This is a genomic window from Salipiger sp. (assembly GCF_048261495.1).
GTDB lineage: Bacteria > Pseudomonadota > Alphaproteobacteria > Rhodobacterales > Rhodobacteraceae > Salipiger.
The window spans coordinates 156,902-176,304 of the sequence record NZ_JBLXFX010000002.1 but is presented as its reverse complement, the minus strand read 5'-3'; the positions used below and the strand labels follow the sequence as shown (position 1 = coordinate 176,304).

The following is a 19,403-nucleotide window of genomic DNA, read 5'->3' as shown; positions in this document are numbered from 1 at the left end:
CGTTCAACGGGGGCACGACATGAGGCAGAGATGCAGGCGCAGCCCGGGGATGATCGCATTGCTCGCGATCCTCCCCGGCTGCATGACGGATGGCGGAGACGGCGTGGTGTCGCGGTTCACGGGCCTTGAGCCCACGGCCACGGCGCCCGCGTCTGCCGTGGCGCAACCGGGCGCTGCGGCGACCTCGGAAGCATCGCCCACCATCGCCGCGCTGCAGGCACGGACCGGCGCGCTGGTTCCCGGCACCCCCTATGCGCGGGTGGCCGAGGCGGTCATGGCAAGCGACGCCCGCGTTGCCGAGGCCGAGCTGCGCGTCGCGCGCCTGAGGCAGGAGGCGGCGCAGAAGAACTGGCTGCCCCGGATCGGGCCGCGCGTCTCGCTCAGCTCGCTCGGCGATCTGGTGGCCGAGCTGGTCGTGAACCAGGTGCTGTTCGACAACGGCCGCAAGGTGGCAGAGCGCGACCTGGCCAAGGCCGATGTGGAGATCGCCGCCGTCGCCCTCGTCGAGGATGGCAACACCCGCGTCCACGAGGCGCTGAGCCTGTTCCTGCGGGCCGAGGAGGGGCGCGATGCCGCCGCCCATTTCCGCCGTGCGCACAAGGACATGTCGCATTTCGAATGGGTGATGAACGAGCGCGTCAAGGGCGGGGTGTCGGACATGTCCGATCTCAACGTGCTGCGCCAGAAGCTTGCCTCGATCGCGGCGCGGGCCACCGGGGCCGAGGAAGACACCCGCACCGCGATGGCCGAACTCGACGCCATGTCGGCGCGTGATCTGGACGACCTGCGCGGCACCTCCGGCCTGCGCGAGACGCCGGCGAACGTGCCGCTCGGGGTGCTGCGGGCGCAGGCGGAACGCGATGCCGCCCTTGCCCGCGCACGCATCCAGCGCGCCGCGCATCTGCCGGGGCTGGGGGCCACGGCGGCGGTGTCGAAGACCGGCACGACGGGCGGACTTGAGGTCACCACGGATTCCCTCTTCGGGTTCGGCACCACCGCCGAACTCGGCGCGCTGGAGGCCGGCAAGGAGGCCGCCGAACGCCGCGTGACCGACGCCCGCGAGGCGGCCGAACGCGGCATCGCCGGCCAGTCGCGCCGGATCGCGGCCTACCGGGCGCAGCTTGCCGAAGCCAAGGTCCTGAGCCGTCAGGCGCAGCAGAACCTCGACCTGTTCCAGAGCCAGTACGAAGGCGGTCAGCGGCAGGTGATGGATGTGGTCGGGGTCTACGAAACCCTTGCCGCCGCGCTCGAAAGGGAAATCGACATCCGCTACCAGGCGGCGCGCGCCGAGCTGGAGCTTGCCCGACTCAAGGGTGCACTGGCCGAAGGGTCGCGCATTTGACCGGCAAGCCGCTTCAGATGCCGGCCATCAAGGCGCAGGGGGCGCCCGCCGCGCCCGCGAACGAAGCGGCGCGCGCCCCGCGGCATTCCGACCGCGCCCGCGCCCGGGCCGAACTGATCAGGGTCATCGCCGGGCTGCGCGGGGTCGAGGCCAAGGCCCCGGACATCCTGGAGGCGCTTTCCCGCAACGAGGGGCGCGACGGTGCCATCGGCCCGGAGGCGCTGCGCGCGGGGCTGGCGGCGGCGGGGCTGCTGGCGGACTGTCGCAGGCCCGGACCGCTGAGCGCCGATCTCTGGCCGGCCCTGGCGCTGATGTCGAACGGACAGGCGGTGCTGGTGCTGGGGCAGGAGACCGGCGGCCTGATCCTCTATGACGCCGCCGCCCCCGGCCGCCGCTCCGAAGTGCCGCTGGAGGAATTCGCCCCGCATTTCTCGGGCACGCTCATCGCGGCCGAAGCGCCGGTCGGGACCCTGTCCGACACCCATGCTGCCGTCGACCGGCAGGCGCACTGGTTCTGGGGCCGGTTCCACCGGTTCGGCCGCCATTTCGCCGAGGTCGCGCTGGGGTCCTTCGTCGCCAACCTGCTCGCGGTCTCGGTCGCGCTGTTCTCGCTTCAGGTCTACGACCGGGTGATCCCGCACCAGTCGGAAAGCACGCTCTGGGTGCTGGCGGCGGGGGCCTTCCTCGCTCTGCTGCTCGAAGCCTTTCTCAAGATCGCGCGGTCGCAGCTGATGGACGGGGCGGGGCGGCAGATCGAGATGACGCTGCAGGAACTCCTGATGTCGCGCCTGCTGGGGATGCGGTCGGACACACCGGGGCGGTCGCCCTCGGCGCTGTTCTCCTCCATGCGCGAGTTTTCCTCGGTGCGCGAATTCTTCACCGCCTCGACCGTGGGGGCGCTGGCTGACATCCCGTTCATCTTCGTCTTCCTGCTGCTGGTCTGGTCCATCGCCGGGCCTGTGGTCGGCGTGCTGATCCTCGGCGGCGTCCTGATGGTGCTGCCGGGCTTCTTCCTGCAACGGCGGATGATCCGCCTGACGCAGGAGATGCAGGGCGCCTCGACCCGCCAGTCGCGCCTGCTCATGGAAACCGTGTCCGAGATCGACACGATCAAGTCGCAGCGCGCCGAAGACCGCTTCCGCCGCATCTGGGAGGAGCTGACGGCGGTGCAGTCGCTCAAATCCTCGGAACAGCGGCGGTTGTCGGCGATCCTGTCGTTCTGGAGCGCCGGGGTGCAGCAGGCCACCTACGTGACGGCGGTGATCGCGGGCACCTACCTTGTCTTCGCGGGGGAGTTCACCGTGGGGTCGATCATCGCGACGGGCATCCTGACCTCGCGCACGCTGGCGCCGCTGACCCAGCTTTCGGGCATCATGGCGCGTTGGGGCAACGTCAGGGGCGCGCTGGACGCGCTCGACGGCGTTGCGAACGCGCCGCAGGACCGCGACGGCGCGCGCAGCTACCTGCGCCGCGAGACCCTGCGCGGCGCCTACGAACTGCGCGACGTCACCTTTCGCTACGATCCGGACGGCGCGCCGGTGGTGGAGCTGAAGTCGCTGGTCATCCAGCCCGGTCAGACCGTTGCGGTGCTGGGCGCCAACGGATCGGGCAAGTCCACCCTGCTCAAGATGCTGACCGGGCTCTACGCGCCGACCTCGGGCAAGCTGATGATCGACGGCACCGAAATGGCCCAGATCGAACCGCGCGACCTGCGCCGGGGGATCGGCTATCTCGGGCAGGACGTGCGGCTGTTCCAGGGCAGGCTGCGCGACAACCTCAACCTCTCGATGCTGGAGCGCGACGACGACCGCCTCTACGAGGCGCTGGATTTCGCGGGGCTCGGCCAATACGTGAAGGCGCATCCCAAGGGGCTCGACCTCGACATCCGCGACGGCGGCGAGGGGCTGTCGGTGGGACAGAGGCAAAGCATCGGCTGGGCGCGGCTCTGGCTGCAGGATCCCGGGATCTGCCTGCTGGACGAACCGACCGCCGCGCTCGACCAGACGCTGGAAAAGACGCTGATCTCGCGGCTGGAAGGCTGGCTCGCGGGGCGCACCTCGGTGATCGCGACGCACCGGGTGCCGATCCTCGCGCTTGCCGATCGCACGCTGGTCCTGGCCGGGGGGCGCATGGCCATCGACGGACCGCGCGACCAGGTGCTGAGCCACCTGCGGACCGCGGGGCAGGGGGGCTGATATGGCAGGCGCGGCGACCAACCTATCTGCACAGGTGTTCAGGGATCTCAGGGGGCCGTCCCTGACCATCTGGCTCTGCGCCATCTCGGTCTGGGTGTTCATCCTCTGGGCGGCCTATGCCTGGGTGGACGAGATCGTGCGGGCCGAGGGCGAGATCATCTCCTCCTCCCGTCCCCAGATCATCCAGAACCTCGAAGGCGGCATCCTGTCCGAACTCCTGGTCAGGGAGGGCGACGAAGTGCTGCGCGGCGACGTGCTGGCGCGGCTCCACGGCACGCAATTCCGCTCCTCCGTCGACGATCTGCAGGACCAGATCACCGCGCTGGAAATCCGCCGCCTGCGGCTGGAGGCGGAACTGGCCGGAGACGCCGCGTTCGAGGTGCCTGCCGCCCTCGCCGCGCGCTCGCCCGATATCGTCACGTCGGAACGCGCGCTGCTCGCGGCGGGGCAGGCGGACTACCTGAGCCGCGCTTCCGGTGCGAAGCGGGTTCTGGAACAGGCAAGGCAGGAGATGGCGCTGCTCGAGGATCTGCTCGACAAGAAGGTCGTCGCGCTGATCGAGGTCACCCGCGCGCGCAAGGCCTATGCGGATGCCCGGATCCGCTATGACGACATCGTCACCCGGACCGAGCTGACGCGCGCCGAGGGCTATTCCGACACGCTCAAGGAACTGGCGACGCTGCGCCAGAACCTCAAGGCGTCGCAGGACCAACTGAACCGCACGGTCCTGGTGTCGCCGATGCACGGCGTGGTGAACGGGTTGAAGGTCACGACCATCGGCGGCGTCGTGCGCCCCGGAGAGGAGATCCTGCAGATCATTCCCATGGACGAACAGCTCTTCGTCGACGCCCGCGTGAAACCCGAGAACATCGCCAACATCCGGCGCGGACAGGAAGCGACGATCAAGCTGACCGCCTATGACTACACCATCTACGGCACGCTGAAGGGCCGGGTCGACGTGATCTCGGCCGACACCTTCAAGGACGAACGCCGCCCCGAGAGCGAACCCCACTACAAGGTGACGGTGCGGGTCGACCTGTCGTCGCTGACCGACCGGCAGGCGGGAATCGACATACGTCCGGGGATGCTGGCGCAGGTGGAACTGCACACCGGCGAAAAGACCGTGCTGCAGTACCTGCTGAAACCGCTCTACAAATCGCGGGAAGCCTTCCGCGAACCCTGAGACGCCGCGCGGGTGTCGGGGGGCCACCCGAAGAGGCGTATTTGGGACAAGAAGAAGGGCGGAGTCGCGCCCTTGCCCCGTCCGGGGCGCCTTGTGTCTCTTCGTGGTCAGGAACCTCGAACCACGCGCGAAGACGGCTGTCGGTCAGTCCGCGGTATCCATCCAGATCGTCACCGGCCCGTCGTTGAGAAGCGAGACCTTCATGTCGGCGCCGAACCGGCCGGTGGCGACGGGCAGGCCTTCGGACTGGAGCCGGCCCGCGAAATGGTCGTAGAGGCGGCGGCCGTCCTCGGGCGCGGCGGCGGAGGAGAACCCGGGCCGGTTGCCGCGCGAGGTGTCGGCGGCAAGCGTGAACTGGCTGACCACCAGCGCGGCGCCGCCGATGTCGCGGACGGAGAGGTTCATGCGCCCGGCGTCGTCCCTGAAGATGCGCAGCCGGGCGATCCGGCCGGCGAGGCGGTCGGCCTCGGCTTCGGAATCGCCCTGCATGGCGCAGACCAGGACCAGCAGGCCGGGGCCGATTTCGCCGAGGGTCGCGCCCTCGACCTCGACGCGCGCCTCGGCGACGCGCTGGATCAGCGCTCTCACAGCTCGGAAGCCCAGGGCGGGTTCGCCCCGGCGCGGCTGACCGTGACCGAGGCCGCCGCCGCCCCCAGCGCCACCGCGTCGTGCAGCGCGTCGAGCGAGGCCGACCGGAGCGCCGTGCGCGCCAGCAGCCCGGCACGCGCGAGCCCGGCCAGGAACCCGGCGTTGAAGGTGTCGCCCGCGCCGACCGTGTCGACCACGACCGCCTTGCGCGCGGGCACCGACATGTGCCCGGAGGCCGAGATCGCGTCGATCCCGTCCGCGCCGCGCGTCACCAGCACCAGCGCGCTGCCGCCGTCGATCAGGGATTCGGCGGTGGTTCCGAGCCAGTCCATGTCCTCGTCCGAGATCTTGACCACGTCGGCGCGGGCCAGCATGGCCGAAAGCCGCGCGCGGTAGGACGCCTCGTCGGTGATGAAGCCGGGGCGGATGTTCGGGTCCATCATCACGAGGCGGTTGCCGGCACGGGCGCAGAGCGCGGCGTAGCTGTCTGCGCAGGGCGTCGGCACCAGGCTGATGCCGCCGAAGAACAGCGCCTCGACCTCGGGGCCGAGATCGGGCAGATCGGCTTCGGTCAGAAGCCGGCCGGCGGTGTTCTCGTCGTAGAAGGCATAGCGCGCCTGTCCGTCGGTCAGGGTGACGAAGGCCAGCGTGGTCGGGCGGTCCGACCGCCGGCTGAGCGAGTGGTCCACGCCCGAGGCTTCGAGCGCCCGTTCCAGGATCTGCCCGAAGAGATCGGTGGAGAGGCCGCCGAAATACCCCGACGGCGCGCCGAGCCGCCCGAGCGCGATGGCGGTGTTGAAAACGGCCCCGCCCGCGACGGGCGAAAAGGCGGGCTCGCCCGCAGCCGTCTCGCGCGGAAGCATGTCGATCAGAGATTCGCCGCAGCAGAGGATCATGTCTCTCTCCCTCAATGTTAGCGCTATAACCTGCCGTCCCGCGGCACCCGGCGCAAGGGGCGATGGGTGTCAGACCTGTCCGAGCGAGATCGCGTAACCGATTCCCCCCGCGAGGATGAGCCCGCCCAGGACCGCCAGCGCGATCTTCCAGGCCGACCAGGGGCGTTCGCCCTGCACCTTTCCCGAGACGCCGTTCACCACGAAGCGATAGGTTTCGCCCCGGTACTTGTAGGCGGCCAGCCAGACCGGCAGCAGCACGTGCTTGAAGGTCACGGCCGAGATGTCGGTGTCGATCCGGTGGATGCGTTGCTGGTCGCCGCCGATGTCGAACTTCACGTCCCGCTCGATCTGGCGATCCATGATGGCGCGGGCCTCGGAATAGCCCTCGTCCAGATCGACCTGGTAGCCCTCGGCCCGGAACCCGGCGAGGAATTCCGGCCGGTAGGGTTCGAGCCGGGTCAGATCCCAGGGCTGCAGCGCATCGGTGTATTTCTTGGGAAGCGAGCGCGAGGCGAGCACGAGCACATCGTCGAAGAACCGCGCCACCTTCCCGCTGACCGGGCGCCAGCGGATCTTCTGCACGCGGACCGTCTGCATCTTGCCGTCGCGCATCACCTGGCGGGTTTCGTAGTAGATCGTCCCGCGCTCGCCCCTGTATCCCGAGGCGGTCTGTGCGTCATAGGTCCAGTAGGGCACGTAGATGCCCTGCATCTTGCGACCCTTGCGGGCATATTCCTGCAAGCCGTTCGGCGCGAACCAGAGCCGCCCCAGCCAGTCGTTCATCGCGTCGCGTGCCGCGTCGGCATTGACCGCGAAGGGCAGCACGCCGCGCGGCTTGATCTGGCGGTGGGTGCCGGTGTCGGTCACCACGGGCGTGGCGCAGAACGGGCATTCCGTGGCATGGGAGTCGGGATCGAATTCCACTTCGGCGCCGCAATTCGGGCAACGGGTGACGCGGAGATCCTCCATCTCCTGCAGCGGCAGGAGGTTGTCCATCGCGGTCCGGAAGTCGAGTTCCCGGATCCCGCCCTCCCACGGCCCCGGCCCGGCGATCTTTTTCACATCGCCGCAATGGTCGCAGATCAGCTCCCCCCTTGCCGGGTCGTAGCGGTAATCCGCACCGCAGTTTTCGCAGGGAAAACGGTGTTCTTCGTCCATGCTCGGGGTCTCCTGTCCGGCAGGCACAACTTAGTGTGCGCGGCGGCGGGAGGGAACCGGTTTTCCTCAGCCCCGGGGGAGGTTAGGCTCCGGCGGAACGATGCCGGGACCGGGAGGGGGCAGATCATGTGGAAAGGCGCGATAGGCCGCCGGATCGCGGCCCTGACGGTGCTTTTCGCCGCCGCCGGAGCGCCGCTCGCCGCGCAGGATGCCGCCTATGTCTTCGAGTGGCAGGGCTCGGGCGGCTATTCGATGAAGGGCGCGCTGTCCTTCGATGCGGAACTGGCGGCAGAGGGGATCGTGACCGCGCGGGACGTGCAGTGTTTCGTGGTGGAAGGCTTTCGCGACGGCGCGCCGATCGGTCGGTGGGCGCTGGGAATGCTGAACGAGGAGACCACCTGGATCCTGACCTTTCGCCCCGACGTTCCCGATTTCCCGGTCTACGGGCCCGGCCAGCCGATGCCGCAGGCCTGGAACATGGACGGTTTCGGGACCGATTGCGGCGACGGCGGGTTCGGTTTCAACATCGGCAACGCGGCGCAGGATCTCTGTCTCGACGGCAAGTTGCTGAACGACTCGCGGGTGTTTCCGTCGCGGCCGATGCCGGCAACCCCGGCGCCGGACAGCTACCGGTTTCCCGGCGATGCCTGCACCGGGCCGGTGCTCATGGGGGCGCTGGAACCGCGCTACCGCTGACGGGGCGGACCCGTTGCAGCGCGCGGTCAGGCCGTCAGGCGCCCGGAGGCGGCGGCGGCATGATGGTGAAGAGCTGCGCAAGCTCGGTCACGTCCTCGGCCTTTTTCCAGCCGTCCTGGCCCTGCGTCCAGACGTAGCTGTCGCGGGTCAGCCCGCCTTCGGTCACCATGCGACCCATGCGCGCCTTGGAGAAGGGGCCCTTCGTCTCTCCGTTCTCGGCGACATGCCAGACGTGTTCGACCGGCGGCGGAGGCGGCGGCGGCGGGGCCGATGCCGCGGGCGCAGGGGCGCGGGCACCCCAAGGGCCGGCCTGCGCGCCGGTCATCTGCGCACCCATCGCCATGCCGAGACCGGCGCCGAATCCGGTGCCCATGGCCTGCCCGGCGGCTGATCCGTCCTGTCCCAGCGCCTCGGCGGCCTGGAACTTGGTATAGGCATCGAGGTTGCCGATCACCCCCATCGAGGTGCGCTTGTCGAGCGCGGCCTCGACGGCTTCGGGCAGGGAAATGTTCTCGATATAGAGCTCGGGCAGGGTGAGACCGTACTCGGCGATGGTGGAGGAGATGCCGTCGGCCAGCATCTTGCCCAGATCGGCGGTGTTGGCGGCCATGTCGAGCACCGGAATGCCTGAGCCGGCGATCAGCCGCGAGAACTCCTGCACGATGATGTTGCGGATCTGGAAGCTGATCTCGTCCGCGGTGAATTCGCCGTCGGTGCCCACGATCTCCTTGAGGAATTTCGCCGGGTCGCTGACCCGCACCGAATAGGTCCCGAAGGCGCGCAGACGCACTGGGCCGAATTCCGGGTCGCGGCACATGATCGGGTTCTTCGTACCCCATTTGAGGCCGTTGAACCGGGTGGTGTTGACGAAATAGACCTCCGACTTGAACGGCGAGCGAAAGCCGTGATCCCAGTGCTGGAGCGAGGTCATGATCGGCATGTTGTTGGTCTCGAGCATGTAGAGACCGGGGGTGAAGACATCCGCCAGCTGGCCTTCGTGCACGAAGACAGCGGCCTGTCCTTCGCGCACCGTCAGCTTGGCGCCGTACTTGATCTCGTGGCCGTAGCGTTCGAACCGCCAGACCATTGTGTTCCGGGTGTCGTCCACCCAGTGAATCACGTCGATGAACTGTCCGGAGAGAAAGTCGAGAATGCCCATGGCCGCCCCTTGGAGCTTTTGCGTCTGCCCCTAACTTAACCACGGGGTCCCGTGACACAAGCGGGCGCGCGGGGAAATTCCCGCCGACCTTCCCGGGGCGGGATCAGGCGGCGGCGCCGTTCGCCTCGCGGGCGCCGGTGATCATCAGGTCCGCAACGTAGTCGAGCAGCATCCCCCAGGCGTTTTCATCCTGGTCGGACCAGTTCGATATGTGGTCGCGCAGGGTCGCCATCAGCACCCTGGCCACGAGGATGTAATGCTCTTCCTTGACGCCGTATGCCGCGTGCCGGACGCCGAGCGACTCGATCTCCGTCACCAGTTCCTGGAGGTGGTCGAGCGACTGGACCAGCACCACCAGCATGTCGAGCAGCTTGTCCGCCTGCACGTCCACATCGTCGCGGAACAGAGGGCGGACGGATGGCGCGGCCTTGAACAGGTGGTCATAGAAATCCCGGGTGACGTTTCCCGGAGAGCCGCGCAGACGCGCGAGCCCGGAACGGACGGTTTGCTTGACCTGTTCCTCGAACATCGTTCGCCTCCTCTTTCGGGAGGGGATAGCAGGCGAATCGTGGAAATGGGGTTAAAGGCCGCCGAGAAGAACCGCGATCCGGCTGCGGATGATCGGCCGCACCTCGTCTGCCGTCATGCCGGGTTTGACCGCGGGATCGTATAGCAGCTTGAGCAGGGTCTCGTCATGGGTGGTCAGCAGGGCGAACTCGTCGTCGTCGTTGAAGATCGACGGCCGGGCCTGCGGGCTGTCATTGCCGAGCCCGAGCCCCTGCGCGACCTCTTCGTGGATGCAGGAGCGGCGCAGCAGATCCGGGTGTTCGGACCGGATGACGGCGATCGCCATGCCGTAATCATAGCCGCCCTCCTCTTCGGAAAAGGCAATGACCAGGCAATGGATGGAGCGCGGCAGATCGTTGAAGAGGTCGAGCGCGGAGGGGTTCACGTCGGGCACCAGTTCCCGGATTCGCGGCGCGATCGTGTCCTTGTCATCCTCTGACATGAACAGAACGTGAAAATTCGCCTCGCCCTTGGTCATGGAGATCGGATGCCCCGTCACCCGCGCCAGCCGGTTGACGTACTGCGTAACCTGATTGACGTCGGTCACGCGCTGATCCTGCGGCACATGGGCGCCGAATTCCGTGGTGACGCGGATCGGGCGCACCCATTTCTTGATGAAACCGAGCTCTCCCGCAGAGGGTCGCAGTCCGGCGCCGCGTTCATATTCCTCGGCCAGCGCGATGCGCTCGAAATTGCGCATCAGCATGGTGTCGGTAAAGGGTGTGTCCGGGCCGCCGCCATCGGTGCGCAGCAGCCCCTGGGCCAGCAGGTCGGCCTGGACGCGGGCATAATAGAGCTTCAGATCCTCGCTGGCCCTGGACGGCCCCTGTTCCACCGGCTTCACCGGCGCTTCGGGCGGTTTCAGGCCGTCCGGGCGGGAATGCGGCGCGACTTCGGTCCGGCGCGGCGCAAGCGTCGAGGTCTCGCAGGCCGTGAGGCCCGCAAGACAGAGCGCCGCAAGTGCCGTGCGTGACCAGCCGTGCCGCATGGCCGTCAGCCCCTCGGCGGCACGGAGGTGCCCGCATTGTCGCCGATCCCGTCCTTGCGGGCCTTGGCCGACGCCAGCGTGTCGCGCAGCTCGTGCTCCATCTTCTTCAGCTCTTCCTCGGCCTTGGCGCGGCGCGCCTTGCCCTCGTCGGCGATCTGCAGGCTTTCCTGGATCGTCGCGACAAGATCGGCATTGGCCTGTTTCACCGCTTCGATGTCGAAGACGCCGCGCTCCATTTCCTCGCGGATCATCTTGTTGCTCTCGCGCAGGTTCGCGGCGTTGGAGGTCAGCAGCTCGTTGGTGAGATCGTTGGCCTCGCGCACGGCCTTGGCGGCCTCGGCGCTGCGCTGGATCGTCACCGCCTGCGCGAGCTGGGTTTCCCAGAGCGGCACGGTGTTGACGAGGGTCGAATTGATCTTGGTCACCAGCGACTTGTCGTTTTCCTGCACCAGCCGGATCGAGGGCAGCGATTGCATCGTCACCTGGCGGGTCAGGCGCAGGTCGTGCACCCGGCGTTCGAGGTCGTCGCGCGCGGCGCGCAGATCGCGCAGTTCCTGGGCGAGCATCACCTGGTCGTTCTCGGGGGCGGCCTGAACCTCGACCTCCTTGGCGGGGATCACCACGGAGTCCAGTTCCTTGAGCTTTTCCTCGCCCGCGGCGATGTAGAGCGCCAGTTCGTCGTAGAACTGAAGGGTCTTCTCATAGAGCAGGTCGAGCGACTTGATGTCCTTCAGCAGCGTGTGTTCGTGCTTGAGCAGGTCATCGGTGATCCTGTCGATCTGGCCCTGCACGGTCTCGAACTTGGCGGTGAACTTGGCGAAGGGCGCAGCGCGGCCGAGCAGCTTTTCCCACCAGCTCTGCTTGCGGCGCACATCCAGCTCGGACACCGAAAAGCCCCGGATCGTGGTCACGATGTTGCGCAGGCTGTCACCCGCGGGGCCGACATCCTTGTTGCGCACGTCGGCCAGCATCGCCTGGGAGATTTCCTGCAGCTCGGCCTGGGCGGCGGACCCGAAGGAGACGATGGAGTTGGTGTCGCCCATGTCGATTTCCGCCATGCGCGAGCGGATCTCGTCGCTGACGTCGGGTGTGGCGGAGGCCAGGGGAACGATCGCGTTTGCCTCGGCCGGTTCGGGCAGGATCGCGGTCGTCACTTCATCAACCATCGCCACGGCCTTCTGCGCCTCGGCTCTCACGTTCTCAGACATCGGTGGTCCCCCGTTCTCGTCTGCACTCCGGCTCAGTCGAGCCGGACACCCTCGCGCTGCAGTCTTTCGCGCAGCACGTCGATTTCGACCGTCAGGTCGGCGTTGTTGTCGAGCAGCAACTTGCGGTTCTTCTGGCTGAATCCCTCTTCGAGGTCGGTCAGAAGCATCATGAAATCGGATTTCGCCCCGCGATCCTGCGTGCGGCTGTAGATGTCGGCGAATTTGACCGCGGCATCGCGCGCGCCCATCAGGTAGACGCCGAGATACTTGCGCGCGGCAGAAAGATCGCGGGGATCTTCCTCGACCGTGCGGATCATCTCGGACACCTTGGAGCGGAACCGCTCCACCCGCGCCTCGACCTGGCGGTCGTCGGCCCGGCGCACCGCGTCTTCCATCGCGTCGAGATAGGTCCGCGCCTCGTCCACGACGCGGGCGACGCGATCCTGCTGGAAGGTGTCGATCCCCTCCATGCCCTTGTCGGACATCGGGTCGATGCCGAAGGCCCCGACGTGCAGCGCGATGGCGGACAGGCCGTAGATGACCGGCGCGACGAGGCCGGGTTCGGATTTCCAGGCGGCGATCGCGACGCCGATCCCGGCCGCGCCGGCGGCCAGCAGCTTGCGCGGGATGGCGGGGCGCCGGGCGACGCGGCGCTCCTCGTAGAGCGCCTGCGCACGCAGGCCGTCGCGCAACAGCCAGGCCCCGAGCAGCAGCGCCCCGGCGCCGATCAGCCCGGTGGCGAGCCCGGCGGCCCCGTCCCCGAGCGAGGTGGCGGCCAGCACGATGGGGGGCACGAACAGAACGTTGGACCGCGCGCCGACCGGATCGACCTTGGCCCCGCGGTAGTGCGAGGTCTCGGCGCCGGTCGTCCCGGTCCCCGGATCGGTGCCGTCGGGGCTGAATTTTCCGCCATAGCGTCGCGCCATGTCAGAGCCCCCCGAGCCATCCCGACGTGACCCCGAAAAGGAGCACGATCAGAAGTACGTAGGTGACTTTCTGCAACGCAGAGCCGGACATGGCCCCCTCCGGTTTTTCGCCGTTCAGCGCAAACTTAGGGACTATCATCCGGACTTGCTAGGGGAAACTGGGCCGGTTTTGCGTCACGCCGCGCGGTCGCGGTGCATGCGGTTCCAGAGCAGGTCGGCCTCGATTTCGAAGACATCCCGCCCGGTCCTGGCCCCCTTGGAGCGGGCGCGTTCGCCGAAGGCCTCTGCCAGGGCGGAGACCCGGGCAAGGTAGCGCTGGCGGGCGAGGGCGCGGTCGCGGCCCTTCCAGCGCTCGATCAGCGTGCGGTTTTCGCGGGTCATGATCTCGATGAACTTCGACACCGGTTTTTGCAGGCGGTCAATGTCGGCGGGCCGTTCACCGAGGGTGCGGACCAGCACGAAGACCCCGGTGGTCAGCGCATCCACCCGGCGGGTGAGTTCCGCATCGCCGAGCGGTTCGACCTCGAGCACGGGGGCCTTCAGGTCCCGTTCGATCCGCTCGAGCGCACCCTCCATCCGGAGACGGCGTTCGCGCTCCGGGTCCTCGGCGCGCTTGTCGGTACGCGGGTCGAGCCCGAAGGCGGCGAGGGAGAGGCCGGTGGCCATCGCGCCCAGAACCAGCGGAAAGAGCAGGTCGGAGAAATGGTGCCCCGCCAGGATCATCACCAGAACGCCGAGCAGGACGGAGCCGAGCGCCTTGCGCGGCAGGCGCGGTGCCCTGGCGGTCTCGTCCAGGTCGTAGTCGCGACGGATTTCCTGCCCGCGGTGGATCAGCCCGACGGCGGTAAGCAGCAGGCCGAGTTGCAGGACCGCGGCAAGCGCGGTGGCCATCGAGCCCTGGAACAGCAGCAGGATCATCGGAAAGGCGGCAAGCAGCAGCATGCCGAGGCCGGTATCCAGAGGCGGTTGCGTGGTCTGCCCTGACGCCGGGCGGCCGATTCGGGTCGTCATGCCGGCTCCATTCAGAAATAGCTCAGGCCGAAGATCAGCAGCCACAGGATCGCGAAGGCGCCCGCGGCGATCATGTCTCTGCCATGGCGAAGCTGGCGCAGCACCTGGTGCAGCGCGTCATAGGTATCCTGCGCCACGGAACGCAGGCTGCCGAGAACCAGCAGCGTCGTACCCGAGAGAATTGCTATGGCGAGAAGCGTTGTCATCATGCGCCGAAGGTGGGCGCGAATCCGGGCGAAAACGGGGCAGATCGCGGGAAAAAACGCGATTTCTTAATCTTGGTTAAGGCTTTGCAAACAGGCGGGGATCAGGGTTTCCCGCCATCCGCGCGCCGCCGCTGACGCTTCGGCTTGGGCCGGTCGGGTTCGGCGCCGTCGAGTCCGAGCTGGTCGCGCAGCACGCGGCCGCGCACCTCCTGGACCTCGCCGGGCTTCAGTTCGCCGAGCTGGAAGGGCCCGTAGGAGACGCGGATGAGCCGGTTCACCGTGAGGCCGATGTCGGTCATCGCCCGCCGGATCTCGCGGTTCTTGCCCTCCCGCAGGCCGATGGTCAGCCAGGCGTTGGCGCCCTGCTGGCGGTCGAGCGTCACCTGCATCGGCTGAAAGACCTGGCCGTCGACCACGAGCCCGGCGCGCAGCGGGGCGAGCATGTCGTCGCTCGGCCGGCCGTTCACCCGGACCCGGTAGCGGCGCAGCCAGCCGGTCGAGGGCAGTTCGAGACGGCGCTTGATGCCGCCATCATTGGTGAGCAGCAGCAGGCCCTCGGAATTGAGATCGAGACGTCCGACGCTCATCACCCGCGGCAGATCGTCGGGCAGGTCGTCATAGACCGTCGGGCGGCCCTGTTCGTCCTTGGTGGTCGTCACCAGCCCCGGAGGCTTGTGATAGAGCCAGAGGCGCGCTGCCTGTGCCGCCTCGATCGGCTTGCCGTCCACGGCGATACGGTCGGCCTCGGTCACGTTGAGCGCGGCGCGCTCGATGATCCGGCCGTTGACCGAGACGCGGCCCATTTCGATCATGCGCTCCGCCTCGCGGCGCGAGGCCACCCCGGCGCGGGCAAGCACCTTGGCGATCCGGTCTCCGGGGACGGTCTGTTGCGGGCGGGCGGGGGGCTTGTTCATACGCGTTGCCATAACGCAAAGCGATGCGGTGGGGAAGGTGCCTCGCCAAGCGTCGGCACCCGGGGTATGAGGCGCGCCATGACGTTCCGCAGCCATATGGAGGCCGCCCTGGCCGAAGCCCGCGCCGCCGCGCAGCGCGGCGAGGTCCCCGTCGGCGCCGTGGTCGTCGCGCCCTCCGGCGATATCGTGGCGACGGCGGGCAACCGCACGCGGGAACTGACCGATCCCACCGCCCATGCCGAGGTGCTGGCCCTGCGCGCGGCCTGCGCGGCGATCGGCTCGGAACGGCTGATCGACCATGATCTCTACGTGACGCTGGAACCCTGTCCCATGTGCGCCGCCGCGATCTCGTTTGCGCGGATCCGCCGGCTATATTACGGCGCGGCGGATCCGAAGTCGGGCGGTGTCGCGCAGGGGGCGCGGGTCTTTGCCCATGCCCAATGCCACCATGTGCCGGAGGTCTACGACGGGATCGCGGATGAGGAATCGCAGGCAATTCTCCGGGCCTTCTTTGCCGCGCGGCGGGAGGAGGGGACGTGCTGATCCTGCTGAACAAACCCTTCGGCGTGCTGTCGCAGTTCACCGATGCAGGGAACGCCGGATCTCCGCGAGCGACGCTGTCCGATCTGGTCGCGGTCAAGGGGGTCTACCCGGCCGGGCGGCTGGACCGGGACAGCGAGGGGTTGCTCCTGCTCACCGATGACGGACGCCTGCAGGCGCGCATCGCGCATCCGAAGTTCCGCAAACCCAAGACCTACCTCGTCCAGGTGGAAGGCGATCTGGAGGATGCCAGCCTCGACCAGCTGCGACGCGGCGTGGCGCTCAAGGACGGCCCGACCCGGCCCGCGGAGGTCCGCCGGATCGATCCCCCGGATCTCTGGCCCCGCGTGCCGCCGGTGCGGTATCGCAAGAGCGTTCCGGACGCTTGGCTGGAAATCACGATCACCGAGGGGCGCAACCGCCAGGTGCGCCGGATGACCGCCCATGTCGGCCTGCCCTGCCTGCGGCTGGTGCGCTGGTCGATCGGGGACTGGTCGGTGAGCGGTCTCGAACCCGGGTGCTGGCGCGAGGCCTGAGGCCTGGCGCAAATCTTTTGCGAAAAGATTTGCAAATTCCTTTTCAAGGAATTTGGGGCGCGCCGCTCAGACCCATTTCGCCAGCGGCGGAAGGCTCATCAGTACGGCATTCGCATCGTGGCCGGTGGCCAGGCCGAACTTCGTGCCCCGGTCGTGAACAAGGTTGTATTCCGCATAGAGGCCGCGGTGCACGAGCTGCGTGTCCCGGTCCGCCTCGGTGAACTCCGCGCCCCGGCGCCGCTCGACCAGCGGGACGAAGGCGGGCAGGAACGCGCGTCCGATGTCCTGCACCAGCGCGAAATCGGCCTCCCAATCGCCGGTATTGCGGTCGTCCATGAAGATGCCGCCGACACCGCGGGCGCGGTTGCGATGCGGGATGAAGAAGTACTCGTCCGCCCAGGCCTTCAGTTCCGGGTAGAGCTGCGTGCCGTGCGGGTCGAGAAAGGTCTTCTGCACCGCGTGGAAATGCGCCGTGTCCTCGGCGTATTCCAGGGCCGGGTTGAGGTCCGACCCGCCGCCGAACCACCAGGCATGCGGTGTCCAGAACATGCGCGTGTTCATGTGGACGGCCGGCACCTGCGGATTGCGCATGTGGGCGACCAGCGAGATGCCGGAGGCCCAGAACGAGGGGTCCAGCTCGATCCCCGGAACGCCGCGCGCGGCCATCGCCTTCTGCGCCGCGGCCCCGAGCGTGCCGTAGACCGTCGAGACATTGACCCCGACCTTTTCGAAGACCCGTCCGCCGCGCAGGACGCTCATCACGCCGCCGCCGGCGTCCGAGCCGTCGTCGCTCCGGCGCGTGGTGGGGGTCACCTCGAACCGGCCGGGGGGCTCGTCGGAAAACGGACCGGAGGCGTGGTTCGCCTCCAGCGTCTCGAAGGCGGCGACGATCTCGTCCCGCAGGTTGCGGAACCAGTCGGAGGCCCGGGCCTTGCGCTCGGTGAAATCGGTATCGGTCATGTCCTGATCTCCTCCCCGTGCCGGGGGTAGCGTCAAGCCCGAAGCGGGGCAAGCGCCTTCAGTGCACCGGCGCGGCGACCGGGTCTAGCAGGGTGCGGCCGCCGTCCAGCGTCATGATCTGGCCGGTCATGAAGCCGGACCCGTCCGAGGCCAGGAACTGGACCGCTTCCGCGATCTCCGTCGGGGCGGCGATCCGGCCCATCGGCGTGTGCGCCTCGATCTCCTTGCGGTAGTCGGGGGTCGCCTTGAGAAGTTCCTTGAGGCTCGCCGACATCACCGAGCCGAAGGCGAGGCCGTTGACCCTTATGCGGTGCGGGGCGAGGGCCACGGCAAGCGAGCGGGTCATCTGGTCGAGCGCGGCGCAGGACACCGAATAGCCCAGCAGATCGCGATGGGTGCGTCGCGAGGCGATGGAGGTGATGTTGATGATCGCCCCGGCCTGGCCGCCGTCCTGCCCCTCGGCCTGCTTGATCATGCGCTTGGCGACGATCTGGCTCAGGCGAAGCGCCGGCATCAGGTTCTGGCCCAGCGCGGCATCCATCGAGTCGTCCTGCACGTCGAGCGGGTCCGACCAGACCAGCTGGCGCGATCCGTTGACGAGAATATCGACCCGGTCAAAGGCGTCGATGGTCGCCGACAGCAGGTTGGCAAGCGTCAGGCGCTCGCGCAGGTCCCCGGCGAAATACCGCATCTTGCTGTCTTCCTCGCGCGCGGCGGTGCATTCCTTGGCCAGTCTGCTTTCGTCCATGTCGGCGAACATGACATTCGCGCCCTTCATGGCGAAATGGCGGGCGATGGCCAGGCCGAGCCCGTTGGCGGCACCGGTGACGATGGCGGTCTTGCCTTCGATGGAGAGGCTCATGAATCGGGGTCCTTGCTGTTTGGCGGGACGCGGAGGGGGGTCACCGTGCGGGGCGGGAGGCGTGAAGGATCTTGAACCGGGCGTCGCCGGACACTTCGGCGGTCTCGCGGAAGCGGCTTTCCAGCACGGATTCATAGGGCAGGTGGCGATTCGCGACGAGCCAGAGGTGCCCCGTCGGTTTCAGCGCCTTTGCAGCGGCGGTGATGAAGGCCTGACCGATGGCGGGATCGGCGCGGCGGCCCTGGTGGAAAGGCGGGTTCATCACCACGGTGTCGATCGGGGAAGTCGGCTTCCACCGTGTCGCGTCGGCCCAGTGGAACACGGCGCGGGCATCCTCGACATTGCGGCGCGCGCAGTCGAGCGCGGCATGGTCGGCCTCGACCAGATGCAGGGTGCGGATGCCGTCGCGCGTCAGCAGCCCGGAGGCGAGACCGCCCCAGCCCGCGCCGAGGTCCGCGACCGTCCCGCCCAGCTTGGGCGGCAGCGCGGCGAGCAGCCTTTCGCTGCCGGGGTCCGGCGCGTCGGCGGAGAAAACGCCCGGTGCCGTCCAGTGCCCGTGGGCGTTGCACGCCGGGCCGCGCGCCCAGTCGGCGAAGGCATCCGAGGCGGTAAACCAGAAGCACTTTCCATGCGCCTTGGAAACGTGCCCGGCCACGGGCACCCGCGCCTTGACCGCGCGCAGCATGGATTCGACGCCGTCGGTCTTCTGGCCGTCCACCACGATCAGCCCGCCCGGCGCCGCGGCGCAGGCCGCCGCGATCCGCGCCTCGGCCCGGTCGCGGGCGCGGGGCAGGAAGACGACCGCCGCGCCGTGGTCACCGCCCGCTTCGGTCGAGACCGGCAGGCCGCGTGCCGCCCAGGCGTCATGGTCGGGCCGGAAGCCCTGCACCACGTCGCAGCGGTCCTCCGGGAAATCGCGCAGGTCCAGGTCGCCCGGTGCCCCCAACAGCAGGATACGACCGGTCGCCGGCAGGGTCATTCCTGCCTCGACAGCATGGCTCAATCGGTCGGAGGTCATGGCAGGACAGCCGCGGCGAAGAGGCGGCTCATTCCTTTTCCATTGTGCATTGCAGCGGATGCTGGTGGCGGCGCGCGAAATCCATCACCTGGCCGACCTTCGTCTCCGCGATCTCGTGGCTGAACACGCCGACGACGGCGACACCCTTCTTGTGCACCGTCAGCATGATTTCGAAGGCCTGCGCGTGGGTCATGCCGAAGAACCGCTCGAGAACGTGCACGACGAATTCCATCGGCGTGTAGTCGTCGTTCAGCAGAAGCACCTTGTAGAGCGGCGGGCGCTTTGTCTTGGGCTTGGTCTGGACAACGACGTTCGCGTCGCTGTCATCGCCGCCGGGTTTGTCCGGCGTCGTGCCGACGATCACCATGGTCATGTCCGTTTCGGGGTGTTTCATCACGGGTCGCTTGCGCTTTGCGGTTCCGGGTTTGAAGGGTCTATATAATTCGGAGC

General features: G+C 68.1%; 21 protein-coding genes. 6 read left to right on the top strand and 15 right to left on the bottom strand.

Annotated features, from left to right (window positions below):
* The first annotated feature begins 49 nt into the window (after nt 1–49).
* From ACN0RJ_RS04310 to ACN0RJ_RS04300, 3 genes are read left to right on the top strand one after another with little or no spacing between them, the layout of a single operon-like run.
* Complete coding sequence (locus tag ACN0RJ_RS04310) at nt 50–1,342, top strand: TolC family protein (RefSeq protein ID WP_417723511.1); 1,293 nt, start codon at nt 50–52, stop codon at nt 1,340–1,342.
* A gap of 17 nt (nt 1,343–1,359) precedes the next feature.
* On the top strand, nt 1,360–3,537 hold the full coding sequence (locus ACN0RJ_RS04305; RefSeq protein ID WP_417723510.1) for an ATP-binding cassette domain-containing protein: 2,178 nt from the start codon (nt 1,360–1,362) through the stop codon (nt 3,535–3,537).
* A 1-nt stretch (nt 3,538) separates the two neighbouring features.
* On the top strand, nt 3,539–4,720 hold the full coding sequence (locus ACN0RJ_RS04300; RefSeq protein ID WP_417719407.1) for an HlyD family efflux transporter periplasmic adaptor subunit: 1,182 nt from the start codon (nt 3,539–3,541) through the stop codon (nt 4,718–4,720).
* A 144-nt stretch (nt 4,721–4,864) separates the two neighbouring features.
* Here the strand turns inward: ACN0RJ_RS04300 and dtd are convergent, their stop codons facing one another.
* The 3 genes from dtd to ACN0RJ_RS04285 form a co-directional block, all read right to left on the bottom strand.
* Nucleotides 4,865–5,308, bottom strand: coding sequence for a D-aminoacyl-tRNA deacylase (dtd, locus tag ACN0RJ_RS04295; protein WP_417723509.1), 444 nt, complete (start codon nt 5,306–5,308; stop codon nt 4,865–4,867).
* A complete protein-coding gene (locus ACN0RJ_RS04290; RefSeq protein ID WP_417723508.1) occupies nt 5,305–6,204 on the bottom strand; it encodes a carbohydrate kinase family protein in 900 nt (299 codons plus the stop codon). Before ACN0RJ_RS04290 ends, dtd begins: the two co-directional genes overlap by 4 nt.
* 69 nt (nt 6,205–6,273) lie before the next feature.
* On the bottom strand, nt 6,274–7,362 hold the full coding sequence (locus tag ACN0RJ_RS04285; protein WP_417723507.1) for a primosomal protein N' (replication factor Y) - superfamily II helicase: 1,089 nt from the start codon (nt 7,360–7,362) through the stop codon (nt 6,274–6,276).
* Nucleotides 7,363–7,488: 126 nt separating this feature from the next.
* Here ACN0RJ_RS04285 and ACN0RJ_RS04280 point away from each other — a divergent pair, with 126 nt between their 5' ends.
* Complete coding sequence (locus ACN0RJ_RS04280; protein WP_417723506.1) at nt 7,489–8,058, top strand: hypothetical protein; 570 nt, start codon at nt 7,489–7,491, stop codon at nt 8,056–8,058.
* Between the two features lie 34 nt (nt 8,059–8,092).
* On the opposite strand, the gene ACN0RJ_RS04275 is transcribed toward ACN0RJ_RS04280, so the two are convergent.
* From ACN0RJ_RS04275 to ACN0RJ_RS04240, 8 genes are all read right to left on the bottom strand, one after another.
* Complete coding sequence (locus ACN0RJ_RS04275; protein ID WP_417723505.1) at nt 8,093–9,217, bottom strand: SPFH domain-containing protein; 1,125 nt, start codon at nt 9,215–9,217, stop codon at nt 8,093–8,095.
* 103 nt (nt 9,218–9,320) lie between these two features.
* A complete protein-coding gene (locus tag ACN0RJ_RS04270) occupies nt 9,321–9,746 on the bottom strand; it encodes a globin domain-containing protein (RefSeq protein ID WP_417723504.1) in 426 nt (141 codons plus the stop codon).
* 51 nt (nt 9,747–9,797) lie between these two features.
* Nucleotides 9,798–10,772 carry a DUF2927 domain-containing protein gene (locus ACN0RJ_RS04265; RefSeq protein WP_417723503.1) on the bottom strand — a complete coding sequence of 325 codons (975 nt, stop codon included), beginning with the start codon at nt 10,770–10,772 and terminating at the stop codon, nt 9,798–9,800.
* A gap of 5 nt (nt 10,773–10,777) precedes the next feature.
* Nucleotides 10,778–11,980: a toxic anion resistance protein gene (locus tag ACN0RJ_RS04260; protein WP_417719399.1), complete on the bottom strand. Its 1,203-nt coding sequence runs from the start codon at nt 11,978–11,980 to the stop codon at nt 10,778–10,780.
* Nucleotides 11,981–12,012: 32 nt separating this feature from the next.
* On the bottom strand, nt 12,013–12,906 hold the full coding sequence (locus tag ACN0RJ_RS04255; protein WP_417723502.1) for a 5-bromo-4-chloroindolyl phosphate hydrolysis family protein: 894 nt from the start codon (nt 12,904–12,906) through the stop codon (nt 12,013–12,015).
* Between the two features lie 174 nt (nt 12,907–13,080).
* Nucleotides 13,081–13,917, bottom strand: coding sequence for a hypothetical protein (locus ACN0RJ_RS04250; RefSeq protein WP_417719397.1), 837 nt, complete (start codon nt 13,915–13,917; stop codon nt 13,081–13,083).
* Between the two features lie 11 nt (nt 13,918–13,928).
* Nucleotides 13,929–14,126, bottom strand: a complete 198-nt coding sequence (locus ACN0RJ_RS04245) for a hypothetical protein (RefSeq protein ID WP_417723501.1) — start codon at nt 14,124–14,126, stop codon at nt 13,929–13,931.
* A gap of 98 nt (nt 14,127–14,224) precedes the next feature.
* The gene (locus ACN0RJ_RS04240; RefSeq protein ID WP_417719395.1) at nt 14,225–15,037 is read right to left on the bottom strand and encodes a pseudouridine synthase; all 813 of its coding nucleotides are present in this window, start codon (nt 15,035–15,037) and stop codon (nt 14,225–14,227) included.
* A gap of 78 nt (nt 15,038–15,115) precedes the next feature.
* Between ACN0RJ_RS04240 and ACN0RJ_RS04235 the strand changes: the two genes are divergently transcribed.
* Entirely contained in the window at nt 15,116–15,580 is a 465-nt protein-coding gene (locus tag ACN0RJ_RS04235; RefSeq protein ID WP_417723500.1) for a nucleoside deaminase, read from the top strand.
* On the top strand, nt 15,574–16,113 hold the full coding sequence (locus ACN0RJ_RS04230; RefSeq protein ID WP_417723499.1) for a pseudouridine synthase: 540 nt from the start codon (nt 15,574–15,576) through the stop codon (nt 16,111–16,113). The genes ACN0RJ_RS04235 and ACN0RJ_RS04230 overlap by 7 nt, the downstream gene beginning before the upstream one ends.
* Before the next feature lie 66 nt (nt 16,114–16,179).
* Here the strand turns inward: ACN0RJ_RS04230 and hemF are convergent, their stop codons facing one another.
* The 4 genes from hemF to clpS are packed head-to-tail and all read right to left on the bottom strand — an operon-like array spanning nt 16,180 to nt 19,320.
* Nucleotides 16,180–17,073: an oxygen-dependent coproporphyrinogen oxidase gene (gene hemF / locus ACN0RJ_RS04225; protein WP_417723498.1), complete on the bottom strand. Its 894-nt coding sequence runs from the start codon at nt 17,071–17,073 to the stop codon at nt 16,180–16,182.
* A gap of 58 nt (nt 17,074–17,131) precedes the next feature.
* Nucleotides 17,132–17,935, bottom strand: coding sequence for an SDR family NAD(P)-dependent oxidoreductase (locus ACN0RJ_RS04220; RefSeq protein ID WP_417719391.1), 804 nt, complete (start codon nt 17,933–17,935; stop codon nt 17,132–17,134).
* A 40-nt stretch (nt 17,936–17,975) separates the two neighbouring features.
* Nucleotides 17,976–18,953, bottom strand: a complete 978-nt coding sequence (locus ACN0RJ_RS04215; RefSeq protein WP_417723497.1) for a class I SAM-dependent methyltransferase — start codon at nt 18,951–18,953, stop codon at nt 17,976–17,978.
* A 28-nt stretch (nt 18,954–18,981) separates the two neighbouring features.
* Entirely contained in the window at nt 18,982–19,320 is a 339-nt protein-coding gene (clpS, locus tag ACN0RJ_RS04210) for an ATP-dependent Clp protease adapter ClpS (RefSeq protein WP_417719562.1), read from the bottom strand.
* Nucleotides 19,321–19,403 lie beyond the last annotated feature (83 nt).